The organism is Nocardia noduli, from assembly GCF_019038455.1.
Lineage (GTDB): Bacteria > Actinomycetota > Actinomycetes > Mycobacteriales > Mycobacteriaceae > Nocardia > Nocardia noduli.
The window spans coordinates 1-15,163 of sequence record NZ_JAFMPL010000035.1 but is presented as its reverse complement, the minus strand read 5'-3'; the positions used below and the strand labels follow the sequence as shown (position 1 = coordinate 15,163).

The 15,163-nt window shown below is 67.9% G+C and carries 14 protein-coding genes and 1 pseudogene; 8 read left to right on the top strand and 7 right to left on the bottom strand.

What is annotated here, in order from left to right; all coding sequences use genetic code 11:
- Positions 1–39 precede the first annotated feature (39 nt).
- On the bottom strand, positions 40–768 hold the full coding sequence (gene pdxH, locus JZ792_RS19900; RefSeq protein ID WP_216912116.1) for a pyridoxamine 5'-phosphate oxidase: 729 nt from the start codon (positions 766–768) through the stop codon (positions 40–42).
- 119 nt (positions 769–887) lie between these two features.
- On the opposite strand from pdxH, the gene JZ792_RS19895 reads away from it, so the two are divergent.
- Entirely contained in the window at positions 888–2,036 is a 1,149-nt protein-coding gene (locus JZ792_RS19895; RefSeq protein ID WP_216912114.1) for a citrate synthase 2, read from the top strand.
- Between the two features lie 155 nt (positions 2,037–2,191).
- On the opposite strand, the gene JZ792_RS19890 is transcribed toward JZ792_RS19895, so the two are convergent.
- Positions 2,192–2,863, bottom strand: a complete 672-nt coding sequence (locus JZ792_RS19890; RefSeq protein ID WP_216912112.1) for a hypothetical protein — start codon at positions 2,861–2,863, stop codon at positions 2,192–2,194.
- 433 nt (positions 2,864–3,296) lie between these two features.
- Here JZ792_RS19890 and serC point away from each other — a divergent pair, with 433 nt between their 5' ends.
- The 3 genes from serC to JZ792_RS19875 all read left to right on the top strand — a co-directional run bounded on the left by serC (position 3,297) and on the right by JZ792_RS19875 (position 6,985).
- Positions 3,297–4,421 (top strand): phosphoserine transaminase, encoded by a 1,125-nt coding sequence (gene serC, locus JZ792_RS19885; protein ID WP_216912110.1) that lies wholly within the window; start codon positions 3,297–3,299, stop codon positions 4,419–4,421.
- A 320-nt stretch (positions 4,422–4,741) separates the two neighbouring features.
- Positions 4,742–5,929 carry a septation protein SepH gene (gene sepH / locus JZ792_RS19880; protein ID WP_216912108.1) on the top strand — a complete coding sequence of 396 codons (1,188 nt, stop codon included), beginning with the start codon at positions 4,742–4,744 and terminating at the stop codon, positions 5,927–5,929.
- A 300-nt stretch (positions 5,930–6,229) separates the two neighbouring features.
- A complete protein-coding gene (locus JZ792_RS19875) occupies positions 6,230–6,985 on the top strand; it encodes a DUF6928 family protein (protein WP_216912106.1) in 756 nt (251 codons plus the stop codon).
- A 13-nt stretch (positions 6,986–6,998) separates the two neighbouring features.
- On the opposite strand, the gene JZ792_RS19870 is transcribed toward JZ792_RS19875, so the two are convergent.
- Both JZ792_RS19870 and JZ792_RS19865 read right to left on the bottom strand, forming a co-directional pair.
- Complete coding sequence (locus JZ792_RS19870; protein ID WP_308165365.1) at positions 6,999–7,316, bottom strand: DUF2537 domain-containing protein; 318 nt, start codon at positions 7,314–7,316, stop codon at positions 6,999–7,001.
- On the bottom strand, positions 7,313–8,116 hold the full coding sequence (locus JZ792_RS19865) for a TrmH family RNA methyltransferase (protein WP_216912104.1): 804 nt from the start codon (positions 8,114–8,116) through the stop codon (positions 7,313–7,315). The genes JZ792_RS19870 and JZ792_RS19865 overlap by 4 nt, the downstream gene beginning before the upstream one ends.
- Before the next feature lie 118 nt (positions 8,117–8,234).
- On the opposite strand from JZ792_RS19865, the gene JZ792_RS19860 reads away from it, so the two are divergent.
- Together JZ792_RS19860 and JZ792_RS19855 are read left to right on the top strand one after the other, a co-directional pair.
- Complete coding sequence (locus tag JZ792_RS19860) at positions 8,235–9,440, top strand: GNAT family N-acetyltransferase (RefSeq protein ID WP_216912102.1); 1,206 nt, start codon at positions 8,235–8,237, stop codon at positions 9,438–9,440.
- A gap of 64 nt (positions 9,441–9,504) precedes the next feature.
- Positions 9,505–9,915, top strand: a complete 411-nt coding sequence (locus JZ792_RS19855) for a YccF domain-containing protein (protein ID WP_109525283.1) — start codon at positions 9,505–9,507, stop codon at positions 9,913–9,915.
- Positions 9,916–9,920: 5 nt separating this feature from the next.
- On the opposite strand, the gene JZ792_RS19850 is transcribed toward JZ792_RS19855, so the two are convergent.
- The gene (locus tag JZ792_RS19850; protein WP_216912100.1) at positions 9,921–10,358 is read right to left on the bottom strand and encodes a MarR family winged helix-turn-helix transcriptional regulator; all 438 of its coding nucleotides are present in this window, start codon (positions 10,356–10,358) and stop codon (positions 9,921–9,923) included.
- A 63-nt stretch (positions 10,359–10,421) separates the two neighbouring features.
- Here JZ792_RS19850 and JZ792_RS19845 point away from each other — a divergent pair, with 63 nt between their 5' ends.
- Positions 10,422–10,661 carry a DUF2530 domain-containing protein gene (locus tag JZ792_RS19845; RefSeq protein WP_216912098.1) on the top strand — a complete coding sequence of 80 codons (240 nt, stop codon included), beginning with the start codon at positions 10,422–10,424 and terminating at the stop codon, positions 10,659–10,661.
- A 12-nt stretch (positions 10,662–10,673) separates the two neighbouring features.
- Here the strand turns inward: JZ792_RS19845 and JZ792_RS19840 are convergent, their stop codons facing one another.
- Positions 10,674–12,728, bottom strand: coding sequence for a neutral/alkaline ceramidase (locus JZ792_RS19840; RefSeq protein ID WP_216912096.1), 2,055 nt, complete (start codon positions 12,726–12,728; stop codon positions 10,674–10,676).
- A gap of 125 nt (positions 12,729–12,853) precedes the next feature.
- On the opposite strand from JZ792_RS19840, the gene JZ792_RS19835 reads away from it, so the two are divergent.
- On the top strand, positions 12,854–13,471 hold the full coding sequence (locus JZ792_RS19835) for a TetR/AcrR family transcriptional regulator (protein WP_254190073.1): 618 nt from the start codon (positions 12,854–12,856) through the stop codon (positions 13,469–13,471).
- Here the strand turns inward: JZ792_RS19835 and JZ792_RS19830 are convergent.
- A pseudogene (locus JZ792_RS19830) lies at positions 13,456–15,163 on the bottom strand (ATP-binding protein); the annotation flags it as partial. The gene JZ792_RS19835 and the pseudogene JZ792_RS19830 overlap by 16 nt on opposite strands.

The following is a 15,163-nucleotide window of genomic DNA, read 5'->3' as shown; positions in this document are numbered from 1 at the left end:
AGAAGGGTTGGGATCATCACAATCGTGAGGACACCGGATTCACGGCTGCAATCGGTCGACGATCTGCCGTCCCGCGTCGATGCGCACCCTGATCCGGTTGTGCAACCTGCCGCGCCGTCCCTGCCAGAATTCGACTTCGTCGGGGCGCAGCAGATAGCCGCCCCACTGCGGCGGTACCGGAATATCGTCGACGTCGGCGAAGCGGGCGGTGGTCTCGGCCAGCACCCGGTCCATTTCGGCGCGTGAACCGATCGGCCGCGATTGATGCGACGCCCACGCGCCGAGTTGGGAATCCCGTGGCCGCGACCGCCAGTACACGGAGGTCACCTCGTTCGGCACCTTGTCGACCGGTCCGCGCACATGGATCTGCCTGCCGAGCGCGGGCCACAGAAAAGTCGCGGCGGCGAACGGGATCTCGGCCAATTGGCCGCCCTTGGCCGAGTCGTAATTCGTGTAGAAAGTCACACCTTCGGGCGAGAGCCCTTTACACAGAACTGTTCGCGATACCGGGCGCGGCGATCCGCTCGCGAGCGAGACGGTGGCGAGCACCATCGCATTGGGTTCGGCCGCGCCGACCGCGGTCGCCTGTTCGATCCAATGGCGAAGCAGCGGCTCCCAGCCACCGGCCACCCAGGCCTCGTCCAGATCGGTGTCCTCGCCACTGCCGAAATGGGCGACGCCGTAATCCACACGCATCGCGGCCAGATCGGCGGTCGCGGCATATTCCGCGGCTTGCCGACCGCGCGATGAATTGTCCAGGTCACGCATGGGCCAGACGTTACTCCGCGGTAGCAGCGAGCTAAGGTTTTGGTGATCGGCATGTGCTCGGCGAAAAGCACCCAATTCGGCGAGGAATCATGCGACCCGAAGTGCAAGGAGAGTCACACATGACTACCAGCCCCGCGGTTTCCGGCGGTAAGGCCGCCGTACCGAGCGATTTCGTCAGCGGCCTCGAGGGTGTGGTGGCATTCACCACCGATATCGCCGAGCCGGATAAGGACGGCGGGGCGCTGCGCTACCGCGGCGTCGACATCGAGGATCTGGTCGGCGGCCAGGTCACCTTCGGTGATGTGTGGGCACTGCTTGTCGACGGAGCATTCGGGCACGGCTTGCCGCCCGCCGAACCTTTCCCGCTGCCGGTGCACACCGGCGACGTGCGCGTCGACGTGCAGGCCGGTTTGGCCATGCTCGCCCCGATCTGGGGATACCAGCCATTACTCGACATAGACGACGAGACCGCGCGCGAGAATCTGGCACGCGCCTCGGTCATGGCGCTGAGCTATGTCGCGCAGTCCGCGCGCGGTATCTACCAGCCCGCGGTCCCGCAGAAGAAGATCGACGAATGCACCACGGTCACCGAGCGGTTCATGACCCGCTGGAAGGGTGACCCGGACCCCAAGCACACCGAGGCCATCGACGCCTACTGGGTTTCGGCCGCCGAACACGGCATGAACGCCTCCACCTTCACCGCCAGGGTCATCGCCTCCACCGGCGCCGATGTCGCGGCCTCGCTGTCCGGCGCGATCGGCGCGATGTCCGGCCCGCTGCACGGCGGCGCGCCCGCCCGCGTGCTCCCGATGATCGAAGAGGTCGAGAAGTCCGGTGACGCGCGGGCTCTGGTCAAGGGCATCCTCGACCGCAAGGAGAAGCTGATGGGCTTCGGTCACCGGGTGTACCGGGCCGAGGACCCGCGCGCCCGCGTGCTGCGCGCCACCGCCCAGCGTCTGGACGCCCCGCGCTTCGAGGTCGCCGCGGCCCTGGAGCAGGCGGCGCTGGCCGAACTGCGTGAACGTCGTCCCGACCGCGCCATCGAGACCAACGTCGAATTCTGGGCCGCGGTGATCCTCGACTTCGCCGAGGTGCCCGCCCACATGATGCCCGCCATGTTCACCTGCGGCCGGACCGCGGGCTGGTGCGCGCACATCCTCGAGCAGAAGCAGCTCGGCAAACTGGTACGCCCGGCGGCGATCTACACCGGTCCCGATCCGCGCCGCCCGGAGGACGTCGCGGGCTGGGCGACCATCACGCACGCCTGAGACACCGATCCGAACCACCCGCGCGAGCCGGGCGTCGGCGGGAGAGCCAGAACTCTCCGCGACGCCCGGCTCGTGCGCTGTCGTACGGGCGAACTGCCTCACGACGGTCGATCACCGAGGAACGGTCCGAACCGCCGGTAACCGGGCCTCCGCCCCTACCGTTCGCCCAGTGACGCCGTCCAGTCGACGGCGACGGATTCGCCGCGATCGACGGTGAAGAACGCGACTTCGAGATGTTGTCCCAGGTCGACCAGGCCGATGGCGGCCAGCGGAACCGGCTGGACCAGGCGCACCCGCCACGGCGTCGGCTCGTCCCACGCCCGCAGTTCCAGGTCGAGCCGGAGCACCGGATCGTCGATGCCGGAATAGTCGGCGGCCACGGGGGCGGCCGCGAGTACGGTGGCGTCGGCCCGGCGACCGTCGGCAAGGGTCTTGGCGACGCTGACCCGCCGCACCTCCCCGATCTCGGGCAGGTAGAGCACCAGCCGATCCCGATCGCCCGGGTCGACGCGACAGCGGACCACATCGCCCGCCTGCGCCCATTTCAGATCTTCCGCGCGCATCCGCTGCCTGACGCGGGTCTCGTACGGCGCGACGCCGTCGACGACCACGCGCACCAGGAACACGTGCCCGCCCTCACCGTCGACCGCGCCCGGTAGTTCGAAACCCGCGACCGTCGAACCGCGGTGAACGCCGAGGACGGTCGCCACCCCCTCGGTGCCACGCATCAGGAGTTCGCGCCGCGCCGCCCCGGACAGAGCGCCTGCCCGCGACCCCCGATTCCGCGACCGCGCACGCCACTCCGAGCCCATCGACGCGATACTCATGCCCGCACCCGGCCCACCCTGTGCTCGCTCATGACGGCCTACGTTAGCCGCACTGTGGTACACGACACACCGATAGCGCGTTGGACTGCTCCGGCGAGGGCGTGTCGCGTTGACACAGAGCGCATCGAGGGGGCTGCCCGGATCGCCGTCGACGCCCGAGATCCGGCGCGACGACCGAATTTCCCGGATTGTGAAAACAAACACAGGCATCACCTCCGACAACTCCCGCACCACCCGCACGGACAGTCACTGCCGCCCCTGGCGCATCGCTGGCAAACCCGTCGGACATCGGGAAGGCGTCGACCTCGCGCGGCATCGCGCGGCGCCGTGACCCACGACCACGCGACCGACCCGACGGTTCGCGTCAGCAACGTGCCCGCAACCTCCACACCCCCTACGGCCCGCAGGTCCGGCACGCTTTAGGCTTGTTCGCATGACCACTGCGTTCCCGACGATCCCCGACGACCTCAAGCCCGCCGACGGACGGTTCGGCTGCGGCCCCTCCAAAGTTCGCCCCGAGCAGTTGCAGTCCCTGGTGAACGTCGGCGCCTCGGTGTTCGGAACCTCGCACCGGCAGAAGCCGGTGAAAGACGTGGTCGCGCGCGTGCGCGGCGGCCTGCGCGAACTGTTCTCGCTGCCCGACGGTTACGAGGTCGTCCTCGGCAACGGCGGCACCACCGCGTTCTGGGACGCCGCCGCCTTCGGTCTGATCCGCGAGCGTTCGCTGCACCTCACCAACGGTGAGTTCTCCAGCAAATTCGCCGCCGTCGCCAAGGGCAATCCGTTCATCGGCGACCCGATCGTGGTGTCGTCGGAGCCGGGCAGCGCACCGGAGCCGGTATCGGATCCGTCGGCCGACCTCATCGGCTGGGCGCACAACGAAACCTCGACCGGCGTCTCCATTCCGGTGCAGCGTCCCGCCGGTTCGGGTGACGCGCTGATCGCCATCGACGCCACCTCGGGCGCGGGCGGTCTCCCGGTCAACATCACCGATGCCGACGTCTACTACTTCGCCCCGCAGAAATGCTTCGCCGCCGACGGTGGCCTGTGGGTGGCGCTGATGAGCCCGGCCGCGCTTGCCCGGGTCGAGGAGATCAAGGCCTCGGGTCGCTGGACCCCGGAATTCCTGTCGCTGCCGATCGCCATCGACAACAGCTCCAAGGACCAGACCTACAACACGCCCGCGCTCGCGACGCTGTTGCTTTTCGCCGATCAAATCGAATGGCTCAACGGCAACGGCGGCCTGGATTGGGCGGTCAAGCGCACATTGGATTCGTCCTCGCGGCTGTATTCGTGGGCCGAGTCGAGCGAATTCGCCACGCCGTACGTCGCGGATCCGACACACCGTTCACAGGTCGTCGGAACCATTGATTTCGCCGATTCCGTCGACGCCGCCGCGGTCGCGAAGGTGCTGCGCGCCAACGGGATCGTCGATACCGAGCCTTATCGCAAACTGGGCCGCAACCAGTTGCGCGTCGGTATGTTCCCCGCGATCGACCCCGAAGACGTGAGCCTTCTTACGCGTAGCATCGACTGGGTCGTCGAGAAACTGGTCTGATAACCGGAATAAGAAAATCCGGTAACCGCTACAAATCAGCAAACCCCGGGCCGCGACGACAACTCCGGATTCGAATCCCACGGGAACCGAGTTCGCGAGTGTCGTTCGTGGCCCGGTTTTTCATGAAAAGTGGCCGCTTCGAACGGAATCGGAGGGTCGCGCGCAGTCGCGGCAAACCGAGACGAACAGAGCAGACTAGCGGTTCCGAAGGCCTGTCCGCAGATTTTCGGCCCGCGTGTCTTGCCTCGAGATCAGCGACTGTGCACTACTGTTTCGAAACAGTGGGCGGTGTCGCGAGCCGACGCGATAAGGAGGCAGTGGTGCGTGAACTTCGAGTGATCGGGGTGACGCCCGACTCCACGCACATCGTGTGCATCGACCCAGAGTCAGGAACCAAGTACCGGTTGCCCGCCGACGACAAACTTCGCGCGGCGGCACGTGGAGACCTCGCTCGATTCGGCCAGATCGAGATCGAAATGGAAGCGACCATGCGTCCACGAGATATCCAGGCCCGTATACGAGCCGGTGCCTCCGTCGATCAGGTCACCGCGGAATCCGGGATGCCGATGAGCCGCGTCGAGCGTTTCGCGTACCCGGTTCTGCTGGAGCGGGCCCGCGCGGCCGAATTGGCGCAGAAGGCACATCCGGTACGCACCGACGGCCCCGCCGTGGAAACGCTCATCGATATCGTCACCGCCGCTTTCACCGAGCGCGGGCACACCCTCGAGAATGCCGAATGGGATGCCTGGAAGGACGAGAAGGGTTTCTGGGTCGCCCAGTTGCAGTGGCAGAACGGGCGTTCCGAGATCGCCGCGCACTGGCGCTACCAACCGGACGCCCATGGCGGTTCGGTCTCCCCGCTCGATGATCCCGCCTCGGATCTGATCGACCCGGATTTCGGTCGCGCACTGCGCGGTCTGGCGTCCATCCTGCCCGCGCAGTCCGAGTTGGAGGCGCAGTCCGCGCCCGAACCGGTCATCGAGTCGACACGTCCGCCGCGCGAAAGCACCGCGACGCCCGCGCGTCCGGCGCCGAGGCCCGCGATGGACGAGTACTACGAGCGGCGTGCCGTCGCGGCGGGCGGTTCGCCCGCGGCGATTCCGGCGGCGAACGGTTCGGGTACCGGGTCGGCCGCCGCGGTACCCGCCGCGAACGGTTCCGGCCCGAAGGCGCCCGCCGCCACCGCACCCGCGGTGAACGGTGCGGTTCCCAAGGTTCCGGCGGCCACCGCACCCGCGACCAACGGTTCCGCCGCTACGGTCGCGGGCTCGCCCACCACGGCTCCCCCGGCTGCGCCCGCCGCCGCGACGACGACGCCTGCCGCGAGCACACCGGCTCCCCCGGCTGCCGCCCCCGCGGCGTCCGCGCCGCCGCATCCGACCGCCGAGGACCCGACCAAACCCGCCGCCAAACCCGCACCGGCGAAAACCAATCGGAACAAGCGCGGCAAGGCTCCGATGCCGTCCTGGGAAGACGTCCTGCTCGGCGTCCGCAGTTCCGGCCACTGAGAGTACGGCCCACGCGCGGTGGGTGTCGGCCGGATTCGGTCACATCCACCGCATACCGTGATCGAGTTTGCCAGCCGAGCCGATCAGGTTGCTGGAAGTGATGAATCGCGAAAATCTGGGGCCCGCTGGCGTGTTCGGTAGCCGAAGCCGTGCGGCCGTGCCCTTCTTGCGCGTAGATTTCTCGGTGTCGTCGGTGTTGACGTCGGCGCGGGCAGTTCGCGGTGACGCCGTGTAGGCGACAACACGCTAGTTTGCTGGAAGTTCGCGGAGCTATTTCTCGTAATTCGGGAGGTGCCGGAAATGCTGTCCAAAGCTTCTTCCCTCTGGTACGTCGACGCACCGGACCCGACGGCGGTGCTCCGCGCGAACCACGACCCAGATCCGGATGCCGCACTGGCACTGGCCACACAGCTCTACGCCGACCACGATGTCGTGCCGGGCATGGTCGGCACCCTCGGCGGCTGCGCGGGCCCGGACCGGGGCGAGGTCTACATCGGCTGCTATCCCGGCGTCACCGTGGTGTGCTCGCCCCACTCCGCCCAGGTGTACCCGACAACGCTGCCGGAACTGCTGGTCCGCCCGCTGGCCTCGGAGCACACCTACCTCGTCGCCTTCGACACCGCGCACGGCTGGGGCGCGTACGCGCAGTGGGAGCGTGGCGAATTCCGCCGGGCCTTCAGCGCGACCCGGGTGAACATCCTCGAAGACGAGGGCCTGCCACGGGTCTGGGAGCGCCCGTTCTGGGCGGGCGAACACCCCGTCGACTGGCAGCCGGGAGAAATGCCCGACCCGCAGGCCCTGCCGTTCGACCCACCCGATTTCGCGGACGCGGCGAACAACCAATGGCTCGGTTTCCACTACCGCGCGGGCGCCGAGAACGAGTCGGCGCTCTCACCGGGTGATATCTCGGTCTGCGGTTTCACCCTGCTCCCGAAGGGGCATCAGACCGATCCGGCCGAGGTCATTCCGGCCCCGCGGCGTGCCGTCGACGGAACGGCAAGGCGTCGTGGGATTTTCGGCTGGCTCGGCGGCGACCGGGTGTCCCAACACGAATGAGCCGGTCCCGGACCTAGAGTGCCGACAGACCCGTGACGACGAGCGCGAACCACGCGAGCACCACGCCCACCGCGACACCCGCGATGACCCAGCGGGTGACCGGGGTGGCGCGCCAGCGCCACGCGGTGGGCGCGGCTCCGCCGGCCGCGACGAGATTGACGAGTACCGACAGGACGGGGTGTACGCGGGCCAGCGCCTCGCCGAACGAATAGACGGCGGCGGCGGACAGTACGGCGACCATGACCGCGACCGTGATTCCCGCCGCCCACGGGGTCGGATCGCGGTACTCCGGATAGGGCCGATAGGGCTCGTAGGCCCCTCTGTCGTTCACGACAACCTCACTCGTTCATAGAACGCCATCGCGGCGGCCGTCGCCACATTGAGCGAATCGGTGCCGGGCGACATCGGGATCCTGGCCCGGATATCGGTGGCGGCCATCGCCTCCTCGGACAGCCCCGGCCCCTCCGCGCCGAGCAGCAGCGCCACGCGTTGCCCGGTCATGGCGGTCGCGAGATTCACCGCCGCCGGGCTCGGGGTGAGCGCGATGATCTGGAACCCCCCGGCGCGAAGGAGTTCCAGTCCGTCCGGCCAGGTCGGCAATTGCGCGAACGGCACCCGCAACACATGCCCCATCGAGACCCGGACCGCACGCCGGTAGAGCGGGTCGGCGCAACGATCCCCGAACAGAATCGCGTCCGCGCCCAATCCGGCCGCGTTGCGGAACATCGAGCCCAGATTCTCGTGGTCGTTGATACCTTCCAGCACCGCCACGGTCCGCGCCGTGGCGAGCACCTCGTCCACGCGCAATGCCTCCGGCCTCGGCGCGACCGCGAGCACTCCGCGATTCAGATGGAATCCGACGACTTCTGCCATCACCTCGGGATCGGCCCGGTAGTACGGCACATCGACATCCGCGAGATCCTCGGCCAACTGCTCGTACCGCTTCCCCACACCGAGCAGCGCGCTCGGCCGGAACCGCGATTCGAGCATCCGCTGCACGACCACCACCCCCTCGGCGATCACCAGTCCCTTGCGGCCGGGCAGATCCGGTCTGCGGTCCGCGGAGGACAGATCACGGAAGTCGTCCACCCTCTCGTCGGCGGGATCCTCGATATCGATCACTTCGGCCACCGCTACATCCTGCCGGGCCCGCCCACCCGTCGTGCCGCAGGTCCTGTCGCGGACCCGCGACGCGCCAGGACGCGATAATCACGTGCCCGGCCGGGACCGCGCGTGGCATGGTCGTGGCATGACTCTGGTTTCCGGAATCACCATCCGCTCGGCTACCGAGAACGATGAGGCCGGGATCGCGCTGCTCGCTTCGGTGTCGTTCGGATTCGGGTACGAACCGCCGGAGCGGCGGCAGTCGGCGCCGATCTTCCCGCTGGAGGGCTCGCTGGTCGCCGTCGAAGGTGAGCGCGTGGTCGGTCACAGCGCGTCGATGGGGATGACGCTGACGGTTCCCGGTGAACGGACCGTCCCCGCCTGCGGAATCTCGGCGGTCGGGGTGGCGCCGACGCATCGGCGGCGCGGAATTCTGCGGGCCATGTACACCGAACAGCACCGGCGGACCGAGGCGGCGGGACTGCCCGTCACCATCTTCACGGCGAGCCGCGCGACCATCTACGGACGTTTCGGCTACGCGCCGACCGTCCGGCACAACGCGATCACCATCGATCGGCGATTCGCCGAATTCCTGCCGAGCGCACCCGACCCGGGCGGGGTCACGGTGGAGGTACCGCAGAACGTCACCGAGCAGGTGAAGTCGATCTACGACCGGTGGCGCAGGCAGACGCCGGGAGCGCAGCTGCGCCCGGAAACGAGTTGGGCGCAGCGGTTCTCCGATCCGCCGCAATGGCGCGAGGGCGAGACGACCTTCTTCGCGCTGCTGCACGCCGATGGTTACGCGCTGTATCGCTACCACCGCGGGGGCCAGTACACGAACGTCCGTGTGCTCGAATTCCGCGCGGTCACCTCCGACGCGCATGCCGCGCTGTGGCGGGCTCTGCTCGGGTTGGACATCGTCACCCGCATCGAGGCGGAAATCTCCGACAACGACCCGCTGCCCTATCTGCTGACGAATTCGCGTCTGGTGACCACCCACGACCGCACCGACAGTCTGTGGATGCGTCTGATGGATGTGCCCGCCGCGCTCACCGCTCGCGCCTACCGGGGCGATCTCGACGTGGTACTCGCGGTCACCGATCCGTTCCGGGACGCGGGCGGGGTCTTCGCGCTGCGCGTACGCGACGGCGAAGCCGAATGCGCGCCGACCGGCCGGACCCCCGATATCGAACTCGGCATCGATGTCCTGGGCGGGCTCTATCTCGGCGCCTACCCGGCGCGGGCCTTCGCGGCGGCGAATCGCTTGCGATTCAAGGACACCGATCGGGTGCGAGCGCTGGATGCGGCGTTCGCGTCCGAGCGTGACGCCGAACTCGGCTGGTTCTTCTGAACACCGCGGGAACCGCCGGGAGAAGCGCGGAGCGCGGCGGCGATTTCGCCGTACCCTGGATCCTATGAAGCCGATTCAGCTGGTCCTCAATATCCTGTGGCTCATCTTCGCCGGATTCTGGATGGCGCTGGGCTACATTCTGGCCGGAATCATCTGCTTCCTGCTGTTCTTCCTGGTCGTGCCCATCCCGTTCGGGATCGCCTCGTTCCGGATCGCCGGATACGTGCTGTGGCCGTTCGGGCGCACGACGGTCGACAAACCGGGTGCGGGCACCGGGTCCATGCTCGGCAACATCATCTGGTTCATCTTCGCCGGGTGGTGGCTGGCGCTGGGACATCTGCTCACCAGCATTCCGCTGTTCGTATCGATCATCGGAATCCCGTTCGGCTGGGCGAATCTCAAATTCATCCCGCTGTCGCTGTTCCCGCTCGGCAAGGACATCGTCGAGAGCGATCAGGCCTTCGGCGGGCGCTGATCGCGCTACTCCGATTCGGTGACGATCTGTTTCATGATCCCGACCGCCTGGGTCAACACCACCAGTTGATCGTCGGTGAGGGTGGAGAGCTGTTCGGTCATCCAGGCTTCGCGCGCGCTCGCCTCGTCGGCGATGAGCGCGCGGCCCGCGGGTGAGAGCGAGACGATGATCTGCCTGCCGTCAGTCGGATGCGGTTTGCGCACGACCAGGTCCAGATCCGTCAGCGACGCGATGACCCTGGTCATCGACGGCGGCTGGACTCGTTCCTTCGCGGCCAGCGCCCCCGGTGTCATGGCGCCGTCCCGATTCAGGGTGGCGAGCGCGGAGAGTTGGGTCAGCGAAATCTGTGCGTCGGCGCGCCGACCCCGCAAATGTCGCGTCAGCCGAACCACCGCCAGTGAGAGTTCACCGGCGAGAGCTCGAACATCCGATGGCGTTGTCACAGACCGAAACGATACGGGACCGGCCGACGGGGGGACGCCGGTTCCCGACGCTAGGCTGGGGCGGTGCCCCCCGAAGTCCCGCAGATCCCGCCGCGCCTGACCGACCCGCGTCCCGTGCTCGCGGTCGGCAGCGCCCTGTGGTTGATCGCCACGATCGTGGTGTTCGCCAGCGGTGACCAGTGGGAATCGGCGCGTCCGGTGTGCCTGATGGGGTTGGCCGTCGGACTGCTCGGCACCACGATCTTCCTGATCCAGCGCCGCGGCGCTCGTCGCGGCGACAAGGGCGCGCAGACCGGGCTGTAGTGCCGCCCCGGCTCAGTCGATCTCGAATTCGTCGCTGATTCCGGTGAAGGGGCGCAGGGTCGCGTCCGTGCCGAGCGCGTCGGCGAAATGCACGAATCGGTAGCGACCCGGTGCGGCGTCACCGGGGATGTCCCAGGTGAACCCCGCCACCGATTCGGCCGCCGCCCTCTTGCTCCAGTGGTAGCGCACGGCCCACTCTCCTTCGTTCGCGACGCGCGTCCAGCCACCGGACGCGGTGCGCCGCTGCACTTCCAGGAAGGTGGCGTTGCGCCGCGGATTGTGTTTCGGGTGCGCGGAGACGAATTCCACCGCCGCCCGCTCGCCCCGCCGATAGGCGGCGACCGGTTGGCTCAGCACATCCCCGAAGGCGCGGCCGGGCGGCGTGGCGTCCGGCCCCGGAGCGGGCACGAAATTCGGTTGCATATTCGAGATGTCGCGCGGTGCCGGGCCGCGCGCGATCGCCGCGCGCGCCGCGAAAGCGGTTGCCAGCCTGGTGAATTCCTGGAGATAGGCGGGAAGTGTGTAGCGGCCGAACAGGGTCGAGCCGCCTTCGTACTGCTGCGCGTCGTATTCCTCTGGTGTGGTGACGTATTCGTGGTAGGCGTTGGCGTAGCCCTGCATGAGCACCTGCTCCTGGTCGACGCCGAGCGCCGCCGCGACCGCGCGCCGGATACGCAGGCCCGCGACGATGGTGAACTCGCCGCCACCGCCCGCCAGATAGAGCTCGCCGATGCGCATGATCTGGATCGGCACCACATTCGGCACCCACGGCGCGGGCGGCAGCAGACCGAGCGGCGCGACGATCGCCTTGGGCGCCTGGGCATCCGCGAGCCAGGCCGGCGCGGGCGCGGTCGGATCGCCGATGGCCTCGAGGAACGGATTGCGCACGCCCTCGGGAATCGGCAGGCCGGGCAGACCCGGACCGTCCTCCACGCTGCCCGCGATCAGGGCGACGCCCGCGGCGGCGGGCGCGGTGTGGCCCGATCTGCCGTCCGGGGTGAAACGTCCGTCGACGGCGATATCGGCGAGGTCGATGTAGCACAGCAGCGCGTCAACCGGACCGGCCATCGATCGGGCCGATGCGAGGGCGTCCTTCGACGCCTCGTACTGCCGCTCACCGATGATGCGGGTGTTCTCGAACTCGTCCTCGGTCGGGCCGGAGGTGGGGCGCAGATTCAGATTGGGGGACATGTCGCCCGCGTTGGTCTGAGCGAAGGCCGCGATGAAATCCGGTGCGCCGTCCAGGTATCGGATGCCGTGGTCGATATGTTCGTGCGCGAAGGAGGCGTACCCCTTGTTGTCGGAGCTGATGAGGCGATTCGAATTGCTCATCGACGTGTTGTGCGTGGCGTACCAGGTGATCGCGCCGACTCGCTTGCCGCCCTTGACGATCGACAGCGCGGTGACCGCGGGGTCGATGGCATCGGGGAAATATCGCCGGTCCGATTCCGGATTGCGGTCGAAGGCGACCCTGGAACGATTCACGCTCGCGTTGTGCAGTTCGGCGCGGCCGAGCGCGAGGGTCGCGGGTCCGAGATCGGCGTGCGCCGCCTCGATCGCCTCGACGATGCCGTTCACCTCGGCGTCGTAAACCTGTTGCTGGAAACCGAGAATGGACAGGTTGTAGGCGTAGTCGTGGCTGGAGCCGCCGCAGGTGGCGTGCGAATGCGTCGAGGTCAGCATGACGTTCTGTTCGGTGTACAGATCACCGAAGCGGCCCGCGAGTTCCCGCATGACGCCGCGGTGCACCGACTGGAAGATCATGCCGTTCTCGGCGACGACGTAGACGATCCGTCGGCCTGACGCCTCGATGACGAAGGCGCGGGCGCGCGGGCGCAAATGGATTCCGGCGGTGGTCTGTTCCAACTGCGAATAGCCCATCATCCCGCATTCGGCGGCCGGGCCGGTGAGATCGGAGATGCCGAGTCCGATTCGATAAGCCTCCGTCGCGGGGGTGGCCGTCGCTGTCGCGCCGAACATCTCGGTCGCGCCGGGCAGAGCGACCGCGGCAAGAGTAGCCGAACCCGCGACGGTGCGGGCCAGAACGGTTCTGCGTGACACAGGCATACGCGTCTCCTTCATCCGGATGGCAGCGAACCACATAACTGGACAAACGTCCAGTCGAGATTTCTGGTCACGGCGAATTGACTGCGCGCGCGCCGGACGCTTAACTCGCACAGGTGTCCTCCCGATTGAGCGTCGAAGAACGACGGGCCCACCTTATCGAGGCGGCGATCGGCCTTGCCGAGAAAAAGGGCGTTGCCGGTGTGACCACGCGCGATGTGGCTCAGGCGGCAGGCGTTTCGCTCGGTGTGGTGCATTACTGTTTCGAAAACAAGGACGCGCTGATGACCGAGCTGGTCAAAGCGCTATCGATGGAATTACGCGATTCCGTCGACGCCGATGAAACGGTATGGCAGGACGCGGGAAGTGGAAAAGAAGCGCTTCAAAGATTGGTGCGCGCGGGACTCGAACTCATGTGGCTCAACATTGAAGCCACACCGGAACGACAACTACTCACCTACGAAACCACCACTTACGCATTGCGCGAAGGGGAACAGACCCCGGCGAAAATCGCTATCGCGCGCGAACAGTACACATTCAACGATTCGACCGTGGCCGATATTCTCGATCACGCGCGCGAAGCCACCTCGACCCAGTGGACGACCCCGATACCGACACTGAGCCGGTTCACCCTCAATGTCATCGACGGGGCCGTGCTGCGCTGGCTGGTCGACAACGACAGCGAAGCGGTGCGCGAACAGTTGGATCTGCTCAGCGGCATGCTCGCGAGTTATTCCACGGCGTAGGGATTCTCGTCGGCCGATGACACGGTGCGCGGGACGCTCAGGTGCGTGGTCGCGCCATCGCGCCACCAGGGCACCGAGATCGTCGCGGTCACCGCGCCGGACAGGCGAACGGTCAGATCGTCGTGGACGACCAGTTCGCCGTCCTGCGGCGGCAGCGTGAACAGCTGACGCAGCACGACACCGAGCGGTTCGGCCGACCAGGAGGTGCGGCGACCCGAACCGACCACCTCCGCGGTCACCGACTCCGAGACCAGGGGCAGATCGAGCAGTCGGGCCAGCGCGGGTGCGCCGTCCGCACCGCCGAGCACCAGCCGCCGCGACGGCACGACCAGACCGAACCACGGCAGGTCGAGCACCATGACATCGGCCGGGTCGGCGGCGTCGCCGGACAGGACGCGGACACGTTCGGGCAGGTCGAGATCGGACAGGTCGAGTCGATTATCGGCCACCGCCGCCGCGAGCAGACGGTGCGCGTGCGCGACCACGTCGGGCGCGGGGGTTTTCGACGGGTCGGCGAGCGCGTCGAGCAGAGCCTCGGCCAGATCCGTCGTCATGGCGGCCGGATCGACGAACACCGCGCGCAGACCGTCGAGATCGGCCTGTGTGAAACCGTCGAAGGTGAATTCCGGCAGCAGACCGGTGAATTCGGTATCGGCCGGATGCCGGTAGAGCCCGAGGCGGGTGCCGTGGATGCGCGCGTGCCTGCGCAACCACCAGGCGGTGTAGCCGTCCGGATCGGCCACGAGACGCCGCGTCTCCGGCTGGGAGACCAGTTCGAGTAGCGCGTCCGGCCACGCGACCTCGTCCACCAGATCCAGATCGCGGACCGCGGCGAACTCCCTCGGATCCGTGGTCAGGGTGGCCCACCAGGATTCCTCGTCGTCCAGATCGTGATCGGGTCCGGTCGGATCGGATTCGACGACGACGGCGAAATCCCAGCCGACGCCGATCGCGCGCAGCGCCTGCGCGCCGTAGCGGTCGACGAGTTCCTCGGCGAGGGTGCCGAGCGGGGTGTCGTCGGGCAGCAGCGGGTACAGCGGCGCGCCCGGCAGCAGCAATTCGTCGGCGGGACGCAGGTCGCCGTCGGTATCGGGTAATTCGAGCAGCCCCAGCCAGGACGGCAACAGTCGCGCCTCGGCACGCGCCGCGAGCGACAGGATCGCGTCGGCGATCTCCGGATCGTCCGGGTGATCCTCCAGCTCGGCGTGCAATCCGGGATCGTTCAGCAGATCTTCCGGGTTCGCGCTGCGCGCTCCCAGCCGGGCGAGCAGCGGATGCGCGGCCTCCGGATGGACCAGCCGCGCCCAATGCAGGGGTATCGCGACGTCGAGTCGATCACCGAGTACGACGGTGCGCGGCCCCGTGACCACCCGGCCGTCGGCCAGCGGAACCGCGAGCGCCCCCAATTCCTCGGCCGCCAGCGGGTCGGCCACGAACGGTTCCAGTGCGTCGTACAGTCCACGCCACCAGTCCGGTGTCCGCTCCAAGCCGCCGGAGAGCTCGGCCAGCCGCGCCAGCCCCAGCCGATGCACGTCCAGCACCGCCAGCGCCTCGGTGTGCGCCGGTCGGGACAGTTCGGGAATCACCAGCGGGCCGACCATATCGTCGAGCAGAGCCGCGAGTTCCTGGCTCAGTCCGGTCAATACGCTGGCCCTGGTCGGGACGGCGGTGAAGTCGGGGGCGGTTCCGCTG

Bases quoted from the DNA above. Each gene is read 5' to 3' on its own strand.
- pdxH (WP_216912116.1), bottom strand. From the start codon at position 768: ATGCGTGACCTGGACAATTCATCGCGCGGTCGGCAAGCCGCGGAATAT.
- JZ792_RS19895 (WP_216912114.1), top strand. From the start codon at position 888: ATGACTACCAGCCCCGCGGTTTCCGGCGGTAAGGCCGCCGTACCGAGC.
- JZ792_RS19890 (WP_216912112.1), bottom strand. From the start codon at position 2,863: ATGAGTATCGCGTCGATGGGCTCGGAGTGGCGTGCGCGGTCGCGGAAT.
- serC (WP_216912110.1), top strand. From the start codon at position 3,297: ATGACCACTGCGTTCCCGACGATCCCCGACGACCTCAAGCCCGCCGAC.
- JZ792_RS19875 (WP_216912106.1), top strand. From the start codon at position 6,230: ATGCTGTCCAAAGCTTCTTCCCTCTGGTACGTCGACGCACCGGACCCG.
- JZ792_RS19860 (WP_216912102.1), top strand. From the start codon at position 8,235: ATGACTCTGGTTTCCGGAATCACCATCCGCTCGGCTACCGAGAACGAT.
- JZ792_RS19855 (WP_109525283.1), top strand. From the start codon at position 9,505: ATGAAGCCGATTCAGCTGGTCCTCAATATCCTGTGGCTCATCTTCGCC.
- JZ792_RS19840 (WP_216912096.1), bottom strand. From the start codon at position 12,728: ATGCCTGTGTCACGCAGAACCGTTCTGGCCCGCACCGTCGCGGGTTCG.